The sequence below is a fragment of the Rhodoligotrophos appendicifer genome, from assembly GCF_007474605.1.
Taxonomy (GTDB): domain Bacteria; phylum Pseudomonadota; class Alphaproteobacteria; order Rhizobiales; family Im1; genus Rhodoligotrophos; species Rhodoligotrophos appendicifer.
In genome coordinates this window covers 576,344-595,509 of sequence record NZ_VHKL01000002.1, presented here as the reverse complement: position 1 = coordinate 595,509, position 19,166 = coordinate 576,344, and the positions used below count along the sequence as shown (strand labels likewise).

Here is a 19,166-nt window from a genome sequence, read left to right as displayed (position 1 = left end):
CCCCGCCCCGTCCCCCGATCTCCTCGCCCGCTTCGCCGCCATCGTCGGCCCCGCGCATGCCCTCGCCGCACCCGCCGACCAAGCCCCCTATCTCACCGAATGGCGCGACCTCTATGTCGGCGTCACCCCCCTGGTCCTCCTGCCCGGCTCCACCGCGGAGGTCTCCGCGATCCTGGCGCTCGCCCACGAGACGAACACCGCCATCGTCCCCCAAAGCGGGAATACCGGCCTGGTGGGCGGCCAGATCCCCGACCGTTCGGGCACCCAGATCCTCCTGTCGCTGAAGCGCCTGAACCGCATCCGCGACATCGACCCCCTCGACAATTCCATGATCGTCGAGGCCGGCTGCGTCCTCGCCACGGTCCAGGCCGCCGCGGCCGATGTCGGCCGGCTCTTTCCCCTGAGCCTGGGGGCGGAGGGCTCCTGCATGATCGGCGGCAATCTCTCCTCCAATGCCGGCGGCATCAACGTGCTGCAATACGGCAATGCCCGCGCCCTCGTGCTGGGCCTCGAGGTGGTGCTCGCCGACGGCCGCATCTGGCACGGGCTGCGGCGCCTCAAGAAGGACAATACCGGCTATGACCTGAAGCAGCTCTTCATCGGCGCCGAGGGCACCTTGGGCGTGATCACGGCGGCAGCCTTGAAGCTCTGGCCCCTGCCCACCGACCGCGCGACGGCCTTCGCAGCCCTGCCCTCGCCCGAGGCCGCCTTGCAGCTTCTCAATCTCGGCCAGGGCCTGAGCGGTGGACGCCTCACCGCCTTCGAGCTCCTCCCCCGCATCGGCCTCGATTACGTGATCCGCCATGCCGCAGCAGTTGATCCCTTCCCCGAGCGCTACCCCTGGTATGTGCTCCTGGAATTGTCGGGCGGCGAAGCCACCGGGACGCTCAAAAACACGCTTGAAACGATCCTGGAACAGGCATTTGAGCGCGTTCTCATTGAAGACGCGATTCCGGCCCAATCCGACGCGCAACGCCAGGAATTCTGGCGGATTCGCGAGACCATGTCGGAAGTCCAGAAGCATGAGGGCGGCTCGATTAAGAACGATGTCGCGGTTCCTGTCTCAAAAGTGCCCGCCTTCCTGGCGCGCGCCACGGCCGCCGTGGAGGCCCTGGTGCCGGGCTGCCGCCCTGTGCCCTTCGGCCATCTCGGCGACGGCAATATCCACTTCAATGTGAGCCAGCCCTTAGGCGCGGAAAAGTCAGTCTTTCTCGAGGCTTGGGAGGAGATGGCGGATGCGGTGAACGCGATCGTCCTCGACCTCGGCGGCTCCATCAGCGCCGAGCATGGCATCGGTGCCATGAAGCGTGCCAAAATGGCCGCCATCAAGAGCCCGGTGGAGTTGGAGATGATGCAAGGTCTGAAGCAACTCTTTGATCCCAAAGGGATCTTGAACCCGGGCAAGCTTCTGCCGTGAGCCCCGGGATCATTTTCCGCCCGGCGGCGGCGTCCGATATCGAGACAATTGTAGCGATCTGGCGGGACTGCGATCTCGTCCGCCCCTGGAACGATCCCTATGGCGACATTGCGCTCGCATCCGGAAAAGCCAATTCCGACATACTCTTAGGCATTGTCGGGGGAGAGATCGCCGCCACCGTCATGGTGGGTCATGACGGCCATCGCGGCATCGTCTATTACGTCGCCGTGGCCCCCCGTTTCCGCCAGCACCGTTATGGAACGGCCACCATGCGCGCCGCTGAATCCTGGCTGGTGGAGCGTGGCATCGCCAAGCTTAACCTGTTGATCCGGCCCGAAAACGAGGCTGTGCAACGGTTTTATGAATCTCTCGGCTACGAGGTCGAGCCGCGGCTGTCGATGGCACGCAGATTGCTGAAGCCAAGCTGACGTTGACGGGCGCCTGTGGCATTAACCCTTAATTCAATTCAAATTCGATGCTTCTCCCTTGCATGTTAGGATTTGTTCAGCATTGGAGTGGCAATGGAAGAGATCATGACAGATGTGAGCCACCTCCTCGAGGATGACACTAAGCACTTGGCATTACGCTACATTTTGGATGCGTGGGAGGAGGCCGTCCATGATGGCGTGGACCCCGACAATCTGGCGACCGCGGCGATTTTCGCGGCCTTGAGCGATCTTGTGGCCGTCTATGGGGAGGAGAATGTCGCCCGCATGACCTCCGGCCTGAGCGACCGGATCCGCTATGGCGAGTTCAGCATGAACCGGGTAACTCAATGATTCAGAAGCTGAATTCATAGAGTCCCCGGAGCAGGACGAAGGCTCCGAAGCCGGCGATCAGCACGCCCGAGATGGCGTTGACGAGCCTCAGGCCCTGGCGCGTCAGCCGCTCCCGGAAGTGGCTGACGATGCCCGACAGCACGATCCACCACAGCAGGCTGCCCGCCATCACGGCGATCACCAGGGCGCCGGCGTGAACATAGTTCTCATTTTCTGACACAAGCCCGCCGGCTGAGCTGAAAATGAACAAAAAACCCATGAGCGTGGCCGGATTGGTGATCGTCAACACGAAGGTCGTGCCGAAGGTGGCGATCTGGTTGGCAAGGTCAAGCTCTTGATTCGGCTCCATCTTTTCGAGCTTGGCGGAGGGGTCGGCGAAGATCGTGCGCAGTCCCAGCACCAGGAGTACGATGCCTCCGACGCCGGTGATGAACCGGTCATACTGGGTGATGAACTCCGAGATCGCCGTGAGCCCGAAAGCGGCCACCAGGGCGAAGCATCCATCCCCCAGCACCGCCCCCGAACCCGTTGTAATTCCTTGACGAAATCCCCGCTGCAGCACCGCCTTGATGACCATGACATTGATCGGTCCGATCGGGGCGGCCACGGCCATGCCGATCCCGATGCCGCTGAAAATGAGAGCCCAATCCATAAATTTTTGAAACTCTCAAATGTCCACGACGACCCGACCGCGGATCTTCCCCGCCACGATCTCTTCCGCCAGTTCGGGTACCTCGCTCAGCGAGGCCCGCTGGGCGATGGCTTCCAGTTTTTTGACATCGAGATCGCGCGCCAGCCGTTCCCAGGCTTGTTTTCGTCGGGGCATCGGGCATTGCACGCTGTCGACCCCGATGAGCTTGACCGCCCGCAGAATGAACGGTGCGACGCTTCCCGGCAGATCGATGCCTTGTGCCAATCCGCAGGCCGCGACGGCACCCCCATAGTGAATTTGAGACAAGACATTCGCCAAGACCTTCGAGCCGACCGCATCCACAGCACCAGCCCATCGCATCTTGCCTAAGGGCTTCGGAGATCCGCTCAATTCCTCCCGACTGATCAGATCCTTAGCGCCAAGCTGCTTCAGGTAACTCTCCTCCTGGGGCCGGCCGGTGCAGGCTATGACCGAGTAACCGAGTTGGGAGAGAAGCGAGATGGCGACCGACCCCACCCCGCCTGATGCACCGGTAACGAGAATTTCACCGGCTCCGGAAGTGAGACCTGCGTCCTCCAGAGCCATGACGCACAACATTGCTGTGTAGCCTGCGGTACCGATTGCCATGGCCTGAAAAGTCGTGAAGGCAGCCGGGAGAGGGACCAGCCATTTCCCCGGGACCCTTGCGACCTGTGCCAGTCCGCCGTGATGCTGTTCACCTACACCCCAACCATTGAGAATGACACAGTCACCCACCGTGAATGTCTCATTGCTGGACGCGGTCACCCTTCCAGAAAAATCAATCCCTGGGATCAAAGGGAATCTGCGAACGATCGGTGCTTTCCCGGTAATCGCTAAACCATCTTTGTAGTTTACGGTGGAGTGTTTTACCGTCACCGTTACGTCACCATCCATGAGATCCGCCTGAGCAAAATCTCTGATTTCGACGCAGTGTTTGTCCTCCAGCCTGTCAACGACCAGGGCGGTAAATGTGTCGCTCATCGACGGGGTAATCTCCTGTTAAGCGGCCCTCTCTACTTTTCACTGGCCGGAAAGGGTTAACTGCTGAATTTTAAGGCGGGTACTCGCATCAAACCACTATCGTCGATCACGGCCTACTGAGTAGCGAAAACTTACTTGAACTGGGGCAACAGTGCTAATCCGCGAGTGCAGAGTCCGGACGGAAGCAAGAATGGTAGGAATTTTGCGTCAATCGGAGAGAGGCCTGAAACACCGCATCTCGATTTCTGGGGTGGGGTTATGGATTGCTCTCACTGGCTTCATAATCACGCCCGTCGAGCTTCTTGCGGATGCCGTTGAGACCTTTACGCCCCAGTCGTCAATGCACTCAAAGACGGATAGATCCTCGGACGCCGAACCATCACCACGAACCGATTTGGCACTTCCTATGATTTTTTATGGGGAGGCCGGCTTGCCAGATTCAGTGGCCGCGACGCGTGAGGCATTAATTAGTGCAGCAACTTCTGGTGAAATAACAGAGCTAGAATCGGCCCTCAGGCGCAGCGGTTCTTTTCCAATGGTGCAGTCGACACCTGTCGATGATCCGGTCGCCTATTGGAAGAGCATTTCATTTGACGGGACCGGTCGAGATGTCCTGGCGCAGATTTTGAAAATACTGAGATCTGGTTATGTTCACGTTGATGCTGGAAAGCCATCGGAGATGTTCATATGGCCATACCATGCTGTCTATCCCATAGACCGGCTCACTCCTCAGCAGCAGGTGGAACTCTACGTCATCATGCCCCCCCGCGAGGTCATGGAAATGGATCCTGCTGAGGGGTATGGTGGATATCGGATTGGCGTGGCAACTGATGGCACCGTTCGTTACTTTAAGACATCTGATTGAACATCGCGATGCTGGTCGACGGTAGCTCCTAAAAGGAATACCGCCACCTCCACCTAAGCAGAATGAAGCGCCTCGCTGAAGCGCACAGGCTTCCCTGCCCCCTCCGCTAATAAAAGTTGGTCCTCCCAGACCACGCGCTGTCCCCTAACTACAGTACCAACAGGCCACCCGGTGACAAGCCTTCCAGCAAAAGGTGTCCATCCGCAGCGACTAGCAATCCATTTGTCCTCGATCAGACGCTGCATTTTCAGATCCACGATGGTGAAATCTGCGTCATAGCCAACCGCAATCCGACCCTTATTGGCGATTCCGAAGACTCGCTGTGGTCCATGCGCGGTGAGGTCGACAAAACTCTCAAGTGATAGCCTTCCCGCGTTCACATGATCCAGCATGATCGGCACTAACGTTTGGACACCTGGCATTCCTGAGGGGGAGAGCGGATAAGACTTCGCCTTTTCCTCTAGGGTATGCGGCGCATGATCTGACCCTATTGTGTCCGCCACTCCCTGAGCAGTGCCGAGCCACAGCCCGGCAGCATGAGTCTCATCTCGTAGCGGAGGGTTCATCTGCGCTCTCGTACCCAAGCGATCATAAGCTTCAGGAGAAGTCAGCGTCAGATGCTGCGGAGTCACCTCGACAGTAGCGACAGCTTTGTGCAGGGCCAAGAGCTGCATCTCTTCAGACGTCGTTACATGCAAGACATGGATGCGTTTACCTGCTTCCGATGCAAGTTTTAGCAGGCGCCGTGTTCCGAGCAGAGCCGCTTCGGCATCTCGCCACTGAGAGTGGCTAGAAGGATCGCCTTCTCGCTGCTGGGACACTCTGCGTCGTAGCCGCTCTTCATCTTCCGAGTGAAACGCAACCCGACGGTTTGCCTGCCGTAGAACGGCAGCAATGCCCTCATCGCTCTCGACCAACAGAGTACCAGTCGATGCTCCCATGAACACTTTAATACCACAGCATCCCGGCAGTCGCTCGAGATGTCCCAACTCCTCTATGTTTTCGAGAGTTGCGCCCACGTAGAAAGCAAAGTCGCAGAAGGCTCGATCTGTCCCGATTGCAACTTTGCTTGCTAGTGCTTCGGCACTTGTTGTTGGAGGGGTTGTGTTGGGCATCTCAAAAAACGCCGTCACCCCACCCATGACTGCTGACAGGCTTCCCGAAGCCAAGTCTTCTTTCTGTAAAGCACCCGGCTCGCGAAAATGCACGTGAGTGTCGATAACACCTGGAAGAATGTGGAGCCCGGTGCAGTTGATCACCTCGGCCGAGACCGATTGCTTCAATTGGCCGAGCGCAGCAATCTGACCTCTCACAACCCCTATGTCACAAACATGCTTCCCGGCGTGGCTGACAACGGTCCCCCCCTCCAGAACTAAATCGAAATGCTTTGCCATCCTTCAGCACTCTCCTTGCGGCCCAGCAATCGCTTACGTAAATGTAGCGTCAGAAGCAAGCCGACGGGCTAGCGCATCATTTTCGAAGGCCACATGTCGCCTATGATCAGTCGGGATTTCACAGAACTCACGGACCGCACGACAATACGTCTGAGTGGACCAGATGCGCGCCCGCTCCTTCAGAAGCTCCTGACCGTCGACCTTGACGACGTCGGCCCGGAGCAGGCGCGTTATGGAGCCTTGCTGTCACCTCAGGGCAAGATTCTCTTCGACTTCTTCATAGCTCAAAAGGCCGAGGGTTATTTGTTGGATTGCGCAGTGATCCAGAAATCTGACCTCATGCAACGTCTGAGCTTTTACCGTCTTCGAGCAAATATGACTATCGAGGACATGTCGTCAGAATACACAATTCTCGCGAATTTCAGGTGCAACGGCTTGAATTTAGACCTCGTCGCGGGAGACGTCGATCAAGATGGCGCGAATCTTATTTTTTGCGATCCTAGAACGAGCAACATGGGCCTTCGAGCATTTGCTCGCAGCGGAGGAATGATCTCCGGCAATTCGAGGTCCGAAGACGAATACCATTCTCACAGGATTTCTGTTGGCGCCGCCGATACCGTGAGAGACCTGGGCTCAAACATTCTCTTCCCCCACGAGGCAAATTTCGATCATTTTCGGGGAGTGGACTTCACGAAAGGCTGCTACATCGGCCAAGAAGTTGTGTCTAGAATGGAGCATCGGAGCACGGGAGGACGAAAGCGAATCGTGCGGATTTCGGTTGGATCCGGTAGTTTGCTATCTGGAAGCGCAGTTACCGCTGATCAAAAAGTCATAGGAACAATTCTCTCGACGTCAGTTATGCAGGGACTTGCTCTTGTACGCCTCGATCATGTCGCAGGTGCCTTAGCACGACGAATTCCGCTTACCGCCGCAGGGGCGGAGGTTGAAGTTCACTTACCTGCTTGGGCGGATCACTACCTCAAAATGATAGAGCAAGATGACCTTGATTAGTCCCACCAATAATTTGGCGGCGGGCCAAGAGCGTTGCACGTGGCCAGGCCAGGATCTCCAGTACATAACGTATCATGACGAGGAGTGGGGCGTCCCAGAGTGGGACGACAGGGCTTTGTTTGAAAAGCTTATCCTCGATGGTTTTCAAGCAGGCTTGTCTTGGATTACGATCCTGCGGCGGCGACAGGCCTTTCGCCGTGCTTTCGATAACTTTGAGCCAAGCCTTATTGCCAATTATAACGAAGCAAAACGAGCGTCTCTGATGGCTGATTCAGGAATCATCCGCAATAGATCAAAAATAGAGTCTACGATTACTAACGCTCAGGCCTATTTATCAACTCAAGAATCAGACGGTTTTTCTAATTTCTTGTGGCAATTTGTGGGTGGATCTCCCATTATAAATAACTTTACAGCTCGGGAACAGGTGCCAAGCGAAACCGAATTGAGCCGCACCATCTCCAAGGAGTTAAAAGCGCGCGGATTTCGTTTTGTGGGTCCCACTATTGTCTACGCTTTTATGCAGGCTGTCGGAATGGTGAATGATCACATTGTTGATTGCCACAGACATTCTGCCTGCCAGGCACTCAGCCGGAGTTGAACTTAGCCACAATGAACACTGTTGCGGGACCTCCTCGAGCATGGCAAAGAATGCTGAGTGGCCGGCGCCTTGATCTTTTAAATCCCTCGCCTCTGGATATCGAAATCTCAGATATCGCTCACGGTCTTGCCCGGGTTGCCCGATGGAACGGACAGACCCAAGGCCCCCACGCATTTTCCGTGGCCCAACATAGTGTAGTCGTCGAAGAAATCGCCTTTCGTATTCAGCCGAAAATTCCCCCGGCTTGGCGATTGGCCGCACTGCTTCATGATGCGCCTGAATACGTGGTCGGAGACATGATCAGCCCCTTCAAAGCCGCACTTGGCTTTGACTACAAATCATTTGAACTACAGCTTTTAGAAGCTATTCACCTCCGATTTGGGCTCCCAGCACATCTCCCGGATGCTGCTTTGCAGTTGATCAAGCGTGCTGACAAAGCATGCGCTTATTTGGAAGCTATTGAATTGGCCGGGTTCTCACACTCGGAGGCAGCCCGGTATTTTGGGAGACCTCCAAAAGTAAGTGCCGCAGCGATAGGCGTCGCCTCGCCCTTGACACCGCTAACAGCGGACGAGGCATGTGAACTTTACCTTGGGCGTTTTGTACAGCTGACTGTTTTGGCGGGACTAGATGACTAAGATCATTGTGTGCCCCATGGCTCAGGTGAACTCAATCACTCTCAAATCCCGGCCCAGTCATCTTATCAGCCTATCGAGTCCGAATAGTGAGCCTTTGAGCGTCGAAACATTACCTGAATGCAAAAGGCTTTTCTTGTCATTTAATGATGTTACATGTCCGATAAAGGGACTAGTTCCCCCTTCTGCAGCGCACATTGAGCAGATTCTCGGGTTCTTTTCCGCCTGGCAAAAGGATGCCCCGATCTTGATCCATTGTTGGGCGGGAATCAGTCGCTCAACAGCCGCGTCTTACGTGGGATTGTGCCTGATAAGACCGGACGACGAGAAATTTTTAGCTAGAATGCTGCGGCAGGCATCCCCGTCCGCTACGCCGAACCGTTTGATGGTGGCTCTTGCCGACGATATTTTAGGGCGCTCAGGAAGAATGGTGGATGCGGTTCATGCAATCGGCCGAGGCCGGAATGCCTCCTGTGGCAATGCATTTGAGCTGCCACTTTCAGGGTCTTAGGCTTTCAAACTTTTCGAGGTGATCTGGTCAACCCATGCGGCGATTGACAGCTAGCTGTCAGAGTAAAAGATATGCCTGCCAATCTTCCCGATACGCTTCAGTACGCCTGCCCATTTTGGATTTACATAATCGGCGTGATAATGCGTTGCACCCCGAATTTGATCGATCCCCAGTTCACCCCCCATAGCGGACCGAGCGATTGCCTTTGCCTCTGTCCACGACGCCCCCGGTTTTGGCTCGTCCGGCTTGCCATCGCATGTAAAAGAAAACTGGCAGCTTCCGCCTCTGGTTATGTTTTGATAGACGACGCCACAGACTGTCTTCGGATAAGCGGGGTCTTTAACCCGATTCATTATCACTTTAGCGATAGCCCTTTGCCCAAGCTCAGACTCGGAGCGAGCCTCGAAATATATCGCCACAGCTAAGCAATTCTCTTCTGCAGCACTTCTCTTTTTTTGCAGAAGCAGCCTTTGCTTCTCAATCTGAGCGGCTTCAAACCTTTTTTCCAGCTGATCAATCGGAGGCGAAAATATAAGGGTCTCGGCCCGATCGATTCTGTCGCTTGCACTCGGCAAACTGGCCAGTGTGATGTTGAAGTCACCCTTTCGAGACTCGCTCGCGGCTTGATCGCCGACTAAGGGGAAGCCTTCCTTGTCAAAATCCTTCACGTCGGTGCGAAGAAGAGATGTTTTAGCCACGACAGACCGTGGAACCTCGCCGATTTCCTCCCAGGCAGAACTCGTAGCGCCTCTTGCCGCGGCATTCTGTCCGAGATATTGGCTCACAAATCCGAAGCTGACGATCAACGTCATGCCCGCAAGTAAGTAGGGAGCGACCTGATTTAATCGATTTTCCTGGTCACGGGATTCGAGCGGACCGAATGGGTCTTCCGCTAAATTCTCGCCATGGAGAAACAGGTCCTCGTCACTGTCATGCAAACGTCGAAACCAATTCACCCCGTCGCTTCCCCGCTTCAATTTGCTCGCCGTCTTCTCGCGTAAGATGACGTTAACCACTTAAAAGATCGTTAACCATGATCCCCAACTTAGGCACCCGCCCCCTGAAAAAACGTTGCCCTAGCACGTTCTATGCTCTCGAAAACCCGAAGCTAGCCCACATTTTGGAGCTACGCCAGTCTTTTTGGTTACCGTTTAGTAACCTTCGTGATCATGCTCAAGCGCTTGCCTGCGCGGCAGCGAGGCGTGCAATCGGAACTCGAAAGGGAGAGCACGACACATAATCCAAACCAATTTCCTCGCAGAACTTTATCGATGCTGGATCTCCACCATGCTCGCCGCATATACCAAGCTTTATATCGGACCGTGTCATTCGGCCCCGTTCTGCAGCAATCTTGATCAATTCCCCCACTCCATCGCGGTCGACGCTAACGAACGGGTCCACCGTGATCAGTCCCTTGCTCTCATACTCCGCCAAAAAGCGAGAGGAGTCATCGCGGCTGATACCATAGGTAGTTTGCGTCAAATCATTGGTGCCGAAGGAAAAGAACTCGGCTGACTGTGCAATTTCAGAAGCGCGCAGGGCAGCTCGCGGCAGCTCGATCATCGTTCCTATGAGATAATCGAGCTCGCGATCATATTCCCTCTGCACATCTTCCGCGACGTCGACGATGAGTTTTCTCACGAGGTCGAATTCACCTTTGATGGCAACGAGAGGTATCATGATTTCCGGCGTCACCGGCTGTCCTGTTCTGGTTCCAGCCTCTAGCGCCGCCTCGAAGATTGCTCTCGCTTGCATCTCTGCGATCTCGGGATACGACACTGCTAACCGGACACCTCGATGGCCCAACATGGGATTGAACTCGTGAAGCTCCACCACCCTGGCGCGCAAAACTTCTGAACTGGTGCCAGTCGCGCGCGCTACTTCATCGATTTCCTCATCAGAATGAGGCAGGAACTCGTGGAGAGGAGGATCAAGAAGACGGATTGTGACCGGAAGTCCCGACATGATTTCAAACAATTCGATGAAATCCGCTCTTTGCATAGGAAGAAGCTTCGCCAGCGCCGACCTCCTCCCTTGCTGATTGTCAGCCAGAATCATCTCCCTGACAGCTACAATTCTATCTTGATCAAAAAACATGTGCTCGGTCCGGCAGAGACCGATCCCTTCGGCCCCAAATTCGCGGGCAATCTTTGCATCTGCGGGCGTCTCAGCATTGGCACGAACTTTAAGACGTCTTTTCGCGTCGGCCCACGACATCAGCCTTGCGAAATCATCGGACATCTCGGGCCTGATGGTCGCGATCTCTCCCCGCATGATTTGACCCGTGGAGCCATCAATAGTAACCAGGTCCCCTTTCTTCAGGATGACACCTCCCGCCATCAGCTGCTCTTTGGCATAATCTATCTGAATCGTCCCGGCGCCCGAGACACAGGGTTTTCCCATGCCCCTCGCGACCACAGCTGCGTGACTGGTCATTCCCCCGCGGGTTGTTAATATACCTTCCGCCGCATGCATTCCGTGAATATCCTCAGGGCTCGTCTCCACCCTGGCGAGTATAGCTTTGCGGCCTAGAGATTTCAGGTACTGGGCGTCCTCCGAGTTGAAGACAATTTCACCGCTGGCAGCGCCAGGCGATGCCGGAAGCCCGACCCCTAGCAACTCCCTCGGCGCGTTTGGATCAAGAGTGGGATGAAGCAGCTGCTCAAGTGAGGCTGGCTCGATCCGAGAGATGGCCTCTGCAGGATCGATAAGGCCCTCATCCACCATTTCAACTGCAATCTTCAAAGCTGCCTTCGCAGTTCGCTTGCCAGATCTTGTTTGCAGCATCCAGAGTTTTCCATCCTGTATGGTGAACTCGATGTCCTGCATGTCCCTATAGTGCCGCTCGAGTTTAAGATAAACGTTCACCAACTCGGCGAAAACTTGCGGCATCAGTGCCTCTAATGAGGGAGATTGTGACTCTGCGGCCAGTCTGGCAGTCTCCGTAATGTTCTGCGGAGTACGGATCCCTGCAACAACATCCTCTCCCTGCGCATTGACAAGAAATTCCCCATACAACTCCTTCACACCTGTCGAGGGATTTCTTGTAAACGCGACGCCGGTTGCGCTAGTCATCCCCAAATTTCCGAATACCATTGCCTGGATATTGACCGCTGTACCCCATGCTTCTGGAATCTGATTGAGCTGTCTATAAGTGACGGCGCGTGTAGTCATCCAAGAACCAAAAACCGCACCAATTGCACCCCACAGCTGCTCATCAACGTCCTGCGGGAAAGCAACCCCAGTTTCACTCCTGACGATATTTTTGAATTTTTCAATAATTTCCCGCCAGGCTTCCGACGAAATTTCTGTATCTGACTTCAGCCCATGAACATCTTTGTAGCTCTCTATTTCTTCTTCAAATAAAGAATGATCAACATTCAAAACTACATTTGAATACATTTGAATAAAGCGGCGGTAACAATCAAATGCGAACCTCCGGTCACCCGACCGATCCGCCAACCCTTCGACAGTTAAATCATTGAGACCAAGATTCAATACAGTATCCATCATACCTGGCATTGATGCACGGGCACCCGAACGCACTGATACGAGAAGGGGTCTTAAAGCATCGCCAAATTTGCAGTCAACCAAAGTGCCAATCGTGTCTAATGCCACAGCAACCTGGTGCGCCAATCCCGCAGGGTAAGCACCCTTCTCTTGGTAATAATAGGAACAGACATCCGTCGTAATCGTAAATCCGGGGGGTACTGGGAGACCTAGATTGCTCATTTCGGCAAGGTTGGCTCCCTTGCCGCCAAGCAAATTTTTCATTTCAGCTGTGCCGTCGGCTGAACCGTCACCGAAGACGTAAACCCACTTTTCAGAGGGAGCTGACGCCATGAGATGTCCCTTTTTATACAAGTTGAGAAGTTTATTTTTCAATCCTGGAGAAGTCGGCAATTCGGAGCATCAGAGTCCTTACTCGATTTAAGAGCATGAGACGATTGATGCGAAGGCTTTCGTCGTCGGAATTGACGATCACCTTCTCAAAAAACGCGTCGACAGGCCGCCGCAATTCCGCGAGCAAGCGCATCGTTTCTTGCAGGTCTTCTGACAGCAGAGCCAAGTCTGTTAGTTTTTCAGCACGATCTACTGCTTCCGATAACTCACGTTCCTCCGCAGACGCGAAAAGACTTGGATCAGGCTTCGCGATATAATTCACACCGTCTTTGGCCTCTTCAATCTTCAGAATATTCCCGGCACGCTTCACACCGTTTAAAAGAGCCGCACCGTCCTCCGACTGCAGGAACTGACCAAGAAATTCGACCCTCCGCCAAATTAACCAGAGGTCTTGCTGACATTTAATCGCCGCAACAGCTTCAATAAGGTCATGTGGGCGTCCCAAATCACGCATATAAATTTTTAATCTATCAATAAAGAACTGAAAAAGATCAGAACTTAACCTGTCAGTTCTGTCTGAATCGATTACCTCATGCCTCTGATCTAATACGGATAACGCTCTCTTGCATAATTCGAGCAAAGAGAGTCTCAGGTTACCCTCCAGGATAATTCTGATTATGCCGTATGCCGCCCTCCGCAGAGCATAAGGATCTTTAGAACCACTTGGCTTTTCATTGATGAACCAAAACCCCGCCAAGGTATCAAGCTTATCAGCGATCGCAACGGCACTTCCAAAGACGGTGCGAGGCAACGCGTCTCTAGGTCCCTGCGGGCGGTAGTGGTCCGCGATCGCGTATGCTACGTCTACATCCAGCCCCTGCTCGAGGGCATAGCGGCCTCCCATGAGGCCTTGAAGCTCCGGGAATTCTCCCACCAATCCAGATACCAAGTCAGCTTTACAATGTTCCGCCGCCAGCTTTGTCTTAACTGGATCTATTCCAATTTCTATCGCGATATTCTCTGCCAGCACGGCTACTCTCTGAACTTTATCAGAAACCTGTCCCAATTTTTCTTGAAATCGAACGTACTTGAGCTTCTCCACCATTGCACTCAAAGGCGTCCTTCTGTCTTGATCCCAGAAAAATTTCGCGTCTGACAAGCGCGCTGAAATAACTCTATTGTTGCCTTGAACAATACATCTTCCCCCGTCAGACGCCTCCATATTTGCAACAAGAATAAATTTATTTGTCAGACACCCGTCTTTATTACGAATTCCAAAGCATTTTTGATGGGATCTTAGTGATGTTAAAATCACCTCTTCTGGTAGATCTAAAAATTTCTGGTCAAAGTCACCTATCAAAATAATGGGCCACTCTGTAAGGCCAGAATTTTCTGAAATAAGCCCCTCGTCTTCGACCAGTACCAGCCCATTGGAAAGCGCCATTTCCCGAGCAGACTGGCGGATCAAATCCTCCCTTTCGTCCGGATCAATAATAACATTGCTCCGTCTCAATGCTTGTTCATAGGCATCAAACCGCTTCACATCGATACACAGGGGCGAAAGAAAGCGGTGACCAAGGGTGGTTGATCCGGAGGAGATGCCGGAAATTTCAAAGGGAACAGTCTCACTGTCAAATACACAGAGAATAGAGTGCAATGGACGCACCCACTTTAAAGATCCATCTCCCCAACGCATCGACTTGGGCCAGGGAAAGTCCTTTAGGATTTGCGGCATGAATTCGGCGATGACATTCTTAGTTGGCACGCCTGATCGCTGTATTGTAGCGACGTAGAATTCGCCACGTTTGCTTTTTTCTACCCGACACTCTTGTAGCGTCACGCCGGCCGCAGAGAGAAAGCCCGAGAGGGCTTCAGGGGGCGCGCTTGTTCGCGGCCCTCTGCGCTCTTCTAAACTGTCCGGCTGTCGCGAAATAAGGCCATCGACGACCAAGATCAACCGCCTTGGGGTGACCAGTCCCTTGGCACTCACGAAGGAAAGACCGTTCTCCGACAATGCGCCTGTGATTAAGCGCTTCAGATCCTCGGCGGCCTTCCGCTGCATGCGTGCAGGGATCTCTTCGGAGAAAACCTCAATCAGAAGCTCAGGCATCGGATCAAATCTCCAAGCCGCGACTATAACCTCCACCTTCCGTTTTTAGCCAAGCAGTTGCACATCCCCTGGCCAATTCTCGAACCCTCAAGATATAGCTCTGCCGATCCGTCACTGATATCACGCCCCTAGAATCCAATATATTAAATATATGGGAAGCTTTTATACACTGGTCATAGGCCGGCAAACAAAGAATATGGTTCGCCTCACCTTCTCCAGAACTTAGAAGAGATCGACACTCTTTTTCTGCATCATTAAAGTGTACCAATAGCATATTTGTGTCAGCATACTCGAAATTATAACGAGAGAATTCTTGCTCAGCCTGCTTGAATATTTCTCCATAACAGATTTTGTCATGGCCGTCACGACCGTTGAAATTGAGGTCGTATACGTTGTCAACGCCTTGCACATACATAGCCAAGCGCTCCAGGCCGTAGGTCAGTTCACCAGATACTGGTCGACAATCATACCCGCCAACCTGCTGGAAGTAGGTGAACTGTGAGACCTCCATTCCATCACACCAAACTTCCCATCCTAGCCCCCACGCGCCCAGCGTTGGGCTTTCCCAGTCGTCCTCGACAAACCGTATATCGTGCAACAGCGGATCAATCCCGATGCTGTAAAGACTTCTCAGATACAGGTCCTGGAAATCAATTGGTGACGGCTTCATTATCACTTGAAACTGATAATAATGCTGAAGTCTGTTCGGGTTTTCGCCGTATCGTCCGTCCTTAGGACGGCGGGAAGGCTGAACATACGCAGCCCGCCAAGGTCGCGGTCCTAAAGACCGAAGCGTGGTAGCAGGGTGAAATGTCCCGGCTCCGACCTCCATGTCGTAAGGCTGAAGAATCGCGCACCCCTGTTGAGCCCAGAATAGCTGCAGCGTCAGAAGCAGATCTTGAAAGGATTTTGTGGGCGATAGCCTGGAATTCGAATTTTCCGAAGTGAAAGATACGCTCATGCTGTGCCAATGTTTAGCTGTCAAGCGCACCCAAGGGTGCGCCGCACACTATGTGTAAGGAGCGCATCCGTCAACCAACACACCAGCATCTGGGGGAAACGGAACGGTCGTCTGCTACACCCTCACAGAGGCCTCCGAAGAGTTGTGCTGACGGCCCTAAGACGGACGTAGTAAGCAAATTGGACAATCTAACTTTCGTGCCGTGGGGGGATCAGAGACGCCGCGGCCTTGCTAAATCAATGTTATACAGCTTTTTCGTCAGAACCCGATTGGATCCAGGCCGCCAGTGACTTTAGGTCACCAGGGAAACGCGTCTGCATGGCGAAGGATTCTGTCAGCGCCCGCAGTATACTGGTTGTCCTCACTGTGCAAAACCAAGCCCTGCAATAGCTTTAGGGGCGCACCGCTTCCTTTGGTCGCCTGAAATATTATTCGAGAAGCTGAAGCTCCAACGCGTGGGTACAAGGGAGCAATCTGAACATTCCCTAGCGTCCTGCCGCACGCCGTCAGAAGAGAATGGAGATGCTCTGGGCGATGTATCAGCGTTACCGTGCCACCGGGCCGCACCAACGCTGTCAGGGCCTTGACCCAGTAGAGCAGGTCTTTTGCAGGCATATTGCGAGCTGCTCGCCTCAAGTCTAGTGACGACTGGCTGCCCCTGTCTTCATCATAGAAGGGAGGATTGGCAAATGCGTGATCGAATCCCTCCAGTTGCTCGGCCAAGACTCCTCCACCTCTAATTGCGACGTGGAAATCTGCACAAATGACCTGGACCCGCCCATTGCAGTTGTTCTCCATGATGTTCTTTTGCGCCAGTTGCGAGTAAAATTGCGACTGCTCGATCCCGGTTATTAATATTTTCGGCATCCGATGTGCGAGGCAGAGCGAAGGCACGCCAACGCCCATACCTGCCTCAAGCACATGTTCTCCAGGTTTAGGCCGAACAGCCGATGCCAGAAAAACGGCATCCATGCCCGCTCGATATCCCTGTTTTGGCTGAAATGCTGAAACCGCACCATTCAGAAAATAATCTTGGCTGACTGGGTGGGGATTAAAATCGCCAAGGATTTGATCGGCGGTCATTCAATACCCGCCATACTAAGCCACGATTTTGCCTCATCGAATCGATCATCGCTTACCATTAAGCGGCGAGGCAGAACACCCAAGCTGCCCTCTACGCTGCTCATGTTGGAATCAAACACCACATGTTCAATGTCTGCGTTTGTGAGGAGTGAACTTGCAAAGGAGATCACCACCAGGTCATTTGAGCGCAACACCTCACGCATTTTTCTGCCCTCTTGAAACTGTGAAATGTACCTATCCATCACAATTCTGATGAACCATGTTATTAAAGGCGATTGAAGCGGCCAACAGTCACGCTTGACCCTCACTTTCAGGCGCTCCTAATGTCGCTACCAAACAGCCACACGGAGGTTTTGTGGGAGAAGTTTTAGCTTTTGAGAGTCGGAGTGAAGGGCCGAGCTCTTTGAACCCTCTGCTGGTGCTTGTTGATGCGGATATGGCTCGTGTGAACGAAGCAATCGTTTCGAGGGCGCATTCTGACGTGGACATGATCCCTGAGTTGGCGCGCCACCTGATCGACAGTGGCGGAAAGCGACTACGCCCCATGCTGACGATTGCCTCCGCTCAGATGTGCGGGTATCGGGGTGATTATCATATCAAACTTGCATCCGCAGTCGAGTTTATGCACACGGCCACCCTTCTCCATGATGATGTGGTGGATGGCAGCGATCTCCGTCGTGGAAAGAAGACCGCACGCTTGATCTGGGGAAACCAAGCCAGCGTCCTTGTAGGAGACTATTTGCTAGGCCAAGCATTCAAGATGATGGTCGAGACTCGATCGTTGGAGGCGCTGAGGATCTTGTCAAATGCTGCTGCAGTAATCGCTGAGGGTGAGGTTCTCCAACTTGAAGCTCAAAAGGACACTTCAACCACTGAAGATGCATATCTCCGCATAATTGACGCAAAGACCGCGGCCCTTTTCTCGGCCGCTGCTGAGGTAGGAGCTGTCATCGCTGAAAGACCAAGGGCAGAACAACAGGCGCTCCAAGCCTTCGGTCGAAATTTGGGCCTGGCATTTCAATTGATTGATGACGCTCTCGATTATTCCGGGATGCAGTCAACCTTGGGAAAGGAGATCGGCGATGATTTTCGCGAGGGAAAAGTCACTTTGCCCGTCGTCCTTGCCTATAGACGGGGCGATGCCAAGGACAGGACATTCTGGCAGCGCACACTGGAGAAAGGTGAACAGTCGGACTCAGATTTACGGCAAGCAATCCTTTTGGTTGAAAGATACGGGGCCATTACGGACACAGTCGAGAGGGCCCGCCATTATGGACAAATTGCTTGCGAAGCTTTGGCAATTTTCCCCGACGGTCCCCACAAACTTGCGCTGAATGGTGCGGTGAAATTTAGTATTGAACGAGCTTTTTAGGATGCTCTTAGGATAGTTGACTACTCATAGTCCACCATCTGGGATGCACAGTGAGGATTTCCCGTTCAGCAAGCATCGCCTCACCCGCCTCCGCGAACAGAGCGAAACATGTGGCGCCACTGCCCGACATTCTTGCCATCAGACAGCCCGGCAGTCTTCGCATAAGCGCCAGCAGGACACCAATATCTGGCGCAATTGAAAGAGCTGGTTGCTCTAAATCGTTGCGGCAGGCTAGGAGGTAGTCACTTAAAGCATGAGCGCTGTCCCAACCCCTAGTCGGGAGTGATGGATGATTGCCCCCGACTCCCTCCCCGATTTCCAAATGCAGATTTTTGAACACAGTCGCGGTGGACACCTCAATCATGGGGTTAACAAGCAGGATCGAAACCTTTGGGAGATCTGGGACCTCCTCAATTTGGTCTCCGATACCTCGCATGAAGCACGCTTTGGAGCGTAGGCAGATCGGCACATCTGCACCCAAGCTCATGGCCAACTCTCCGCTGTTCGAGACCTGCTTGCCATATCCCAAGACGTGCATTCCCCGCAGAGCGGCTGCAGCGTCAGCAGATCCACCGCCCAACCCAGCGGCAACCGGCAGTCTCTTGTTCAAAGTGACTTTTAGATTATTCACGCCCTGGGCACGTGCAGCCCTAAGGATCAAATTATCATCACCAGACGTGAGATTTCCGCTAAACGGCCCCGTAATCTTTAGTTCAAGGGATGTGTGTCGCTCTAAATAAAGCTCATCTCCAAGAGAAGTGAACGCAACCAGACTTTCAAGAAGATGATATCCATCTTCCCGCCGCCCCACGACATGTAAGGACAAATTGATCTTTGCCGCGGCAATTTCATTGACAGCCCGACAAAAGGTTACGTCTGATGCAAAGCTCGTCTCCACGAGACATCCCCTCTTCTTGCGTATCGAGCGCGTCG

18 protein-coding genes are annotated in these 19,166 nt (G+C 53.7%); 8 read left to right on the top strand and 10 right to left on the bottom strand.

The window, feature by feature from the left end; genetic code table 11:
* From FKM97_RS06875 to FKM97_RS06865, 3 genes are all read left to right on the top strand, one after another.
* A partial coding sequence (locus FKM97_RS06875) for an FAD-binding oxidoreductase (RefSeq protein ID WP_246104966.1) occupies positions 1-1,417 on the top strand: 1,417 nt, incomplete at its 5' end.
* Complete coding sequence (locus tag FKM97_RS06870; protein ID WP_144291624.1) at positions 1,414-1,845, top strand: GNAT family acetyltransferase; 432 nt, start codon at positions 1,414-1,416, stop codon at positions 1,843-1,845. The genes FKM97_RS06875 and FKM97_RS06870, both read left to right, overlap by 4 nt.
* A 105-nt stretch (positions 1,846-1,950) precedes the next feature.
* Positions 1,951-2,196 (top strand): hypothetical protein, encoded by a 246-nt coding sequence (locus FKM97_RS06865; protein WP_246104965.1) that lies wholly within the window; start codon positions 1,951-1,953, stop codon positions 2,194-2,196.
* 1 nt (position 2,197) lies between these two features.
* On the opposite strand, the gene FKM97_RS06860 is transcribed toward FKM97_RS06865, so the two are convergent.
* Together FKM97_RS06860 and acuI are read right to left on the bottom strand one after the other, a co-directional pair.
* Positions 2,198-2,848, bottom strand: coding sequence for a LysE family translocator (locus FKM97_RS06860; protein ID WP_144291622.1), 651 nt, complete (start codon positions 2,846-2,848; stop codon positions 2,198-2,200).
* Between the two features lie 15 nt (positions 2,849-2,863).
* The gene (gene acuI / locus FKM97_RS06855) at positions 2,864-3,850 is read right to left on the bottom strand and encodes an acrylyl-CoA reductase (NADPH) (protein ID WP_144291621.1); all 987 of its coding nucleotides are present in this window, start codon (positions 3,848-3,850) and stop codon (positions 2,864-2,866) included.
* Positions 3,851-4,040: 190 nt separating this feature from the next.
* Here acuI and FKM97_RS06850 point away from each other — a divergent pair, with 190 nt between their 5' ends.
* Positions 4,041-4,715 (top strand): hypothetical protein, encoded by a 675-nt coding sequence (locus FKM97_RS06850; protein ID WP_144291620.1) that lies wholly within the window; start codon positions 4,041-4,043, stop codon positions 4,713-4,715.
* 53 nt (positions 4,716-4,768) lie between these two features.
* On the opposite strand, the gene FKM97_RS06845 is transcribed toward FKM97_RS06850, so the two are convergent.
* Positions 4,769-6,109 carry a dihydroorotase gene (locus FKM97_RS06845; protein ID WP_144291619.1) on the bottom strand — a complete coding sequence of 447 codons (1,341 nt, stop codon included), beginning with the start codon at positions 6,107-6,109 and terminating at the stop codon, positions 4,769-4,771.
* A gap of 93 nt (positions 6,110-6,202) precedes the next feature.
* Here FKM97_RS06845 and ygfZ point away from each other — a divergent pair, with 93 nt between their 5' ends.
* The 3 genes from ygfZ to FKM97_RS06830 are packed head-to-tail and all read left to right on the top strand — an operon-like array spanning position 6,203 to position 8,356.
* On the top strand, positions 6,203-7,120 hold the full coding sequence (ygfZ, locus tag FKM97_RS06840) for a CAF17-like 4Fe-4S cluster assembly/insertion protein YgfZ (protein WP_144291618.1): 918 nt from the start codon (positions 6,203-6,205) through the stop codon (positions 7,118-7,120).
* Positions 7,107-7,718: a DNA-3-methyladenine glycosylase I gene (locus FKM97_RS06835; protein WP_144291617.1), complete on the top strand. Its 612-nt coding sequence runs from the start codon at positions 7,107-7,109 to the stop codon at positions 7,716-7,718. Before ygfZ ends, FKM97_RS06835 begins: the two co-directional genes overlap by 14 nt.
* Before the next feature lie 50 nt (positions 7,719-7,768).
* Positions 7,769-8,356: an HD domain-containing protein gene (locus FKM97_RS06830; protein WP_342783544.1), complete on the top strand. Its 588-nt coding sequence runs from the start codon at positions 7,769-7,771 to the stop codon at positions 8,354-8,356.
* Positions 8,357-8,914: 558 nt separating this feature from the next.
* Here FKM97_RS06830 and FKM97_RS06825 read toward each other — a convergent pair.
* From FKM97_RS06825 to FKM97_RS06800, 6 genes are all read right to left on the bottom strand, one after another.
* On the bottom strand, positions 8,915-9,880 hold the full coding sequence (locus FKM97_RS06825) for a cell wall hydrolase (RefSeq protein ID WP_144291615.1): 966 nt from the start codon (positions 9,878-9,880) through the stop codon (positions 8,915-8,917).
* A gap of 157 nt (positions 9,881-10,037) precedes the next feature.
* Complete coding sequence (ppdK, locus tag FKM97_RS06820) at positions 10,038-12,707, bottom strand: pyruvate, phosphate dikinase (RefSeq protein WP_144291614.1); 2,670 nt, start codon at positions 12,705-12,707, stop codon at positions 10,038-10,040.
* A gap of 31 nt (positions 12,708-12,738) precedes the next feature.
* Positions 12,739-14,817, bottom strand: coding sequence for a glycine--tRNA ligase subunit beta (gene glyS, locus FKM97_RS06815; RefSeq protein WP_144291613.1), 2,079 nt, complete (start codon positions 14,815-14,817; stop codon positions 12,739-12,741).
* Positions 14,818-14,821: 4 nt separating this feature from the next.
* Entirely contained in the window at positions 14,822-15,778 is a 957-nt protein-coding gene (locus FKM97_RS06810) for a glycine--tRNA ligase subunit alpha (RefSeq protein WP_144291612.1), read from the bottom strand.
* 297 nt (positions 15,779-16,075) lie between these two features.
* A complete protein-coding gene (locus FKM97_RS06805; protein ID WP_144291611.1) occupies positions 16,076-16,861 on the bottom strand; it encodes a tRNA1(Val) (adenine(37)-N6)-methyltransferase in 786 nt (261 codons plus the stop codon).
* Entirely contained in the window at positions 16,858-17,064 is a 207-nt protein-coding gene (locus FKM97_RS06800; protein WP_144291610.1) for a putative signal transducing protein, read from the bottom strand. The genes FKM97_RS06805 and FKM97_RS06800 overlap by 4 nt, the downstream gene beginning before the upstream one ends.
* Before the next feature lie 152 nt (positions 17,065-17,216).
* Between FKM97_RS06800 and FKM97_RS06795 the strand changes: the two genes are divergently transcribed.
* Positions 17,217-18,233, top strand: coding sequence for a polyprenyl synthetase family protein (locus tag FKM97_RS06795; protein WP_428977893.1), 1,017 nt, complete (start codon positions 17,217-17,219; stop codon positions 18,231-18,233).
* A 7-nt stretch (positions 18,234-18,240) separates the two neighbouring features.
* Here the strand turns inward: FKM97_RS06795 and FKM97_RS06790 are convergent, their stop codons facing one another.
* Positions 18,241-19,131 (bottom strand): 4-(cytidine 5'-diphospho)-2-C-methyl-D-erythritol kinase, encoded by an 891-nt coding sequence (locus FKM97_RS06790; protein ID WP_170240792.1) that lies wholly within the window; start codon positions 19,129-19,131, stop codon positions 18,241-18,243.
* Positions 19,132-19,166: the final 35 nt, after the last annotated feature.

Coding starts and splice junctions, on each gene's coding strand:
- FKM97_RS06835 (WP_144291617.1), top strand. CDS start 7,107: ATGACCTTGATTAGTCCCACCAATAATTTGGCGGCGGGCCAAGAGCGT.
- FKM97_RS06860 (WP_144291622.1), bottom strand. CDS start 2,848: ATGGATTGGGCTCTCATTTTCAGCGGCATCGGGATCGGCATGGCCGTG.
- FKM97_RS06865 (WP_246104965.1), top strand. CDS start 1,951: ATGACAGATGTGAGCCACCTCCTCGAGGATGACACTAAGCACTTGGCA.
- FKM97_RS06850 (WP_144291620.1), top strand. CDS start 4,041: ATGGTAGGAATTTTGCGTCAATCGGAGAGAGGCCTGAAACACCGCATC.
- FKM97_RS06800 (WP_144291610.1), bottom strand. CDS start 17,064: ATGCGTGAGGTGTTGCGCTCAAATGACCTGGTGGTGATCTCCTTTGCA.
- ppdK (WP_144291614.1), bottom strand. CDS start 12,707: ATGGCGTCAGCTCCCTCTGAAAAGTGGGTTTACGTCTTCGGTGACGGT.
- FKM97_RS06810 (WP_144291612.1), bottom strand. CDS start 15,778: ATGAGCGTATCTTTCACTTCGGAAAATTCGAATTCCAGGCTATCGCCC.
- acuI (WP_144291621.1), bottom strand. CDS start 3,850: ATGAGCGACACATTTACCGCCCTGGTCGTTGACAGGCTGGAGGACAAA.
- FKM97_RS06845 (WP_144291619.1), bottom strand. CDS start 6,109: ATGGCAAAGCATTTCGATTTAGTTCTGGAGGGGGGGACCGTTGTCAGC.
- glyS (WP_144291613.1), bottom strand. CDS start 14,817: ATGCCTGAGCTTCTGATTGAGGTTTTCTCCGAAGAGATCCCTGCACGC.
- ygfZ (WP_144291618.1), top strand. CDS start 6,203: ATGTCGCCTATGATCAGTCGGGATTTCACAGAACTCACGGACCGCACG.
- FKM97_RS06830 (WP_342783544.1), top strand. CDS start 7,769: ATGCTGAGTGGCCGGCGCCTTGATCTTTTAAATCCCTCGCCTCTGGAT.
- FKM97_RS06805 (WP_144291611.1), bottom strand. CDS start 16,861: ATGACCGCCGATCAAATCCTTGGCGATTTTAATCCCCACCCAGTCAGC.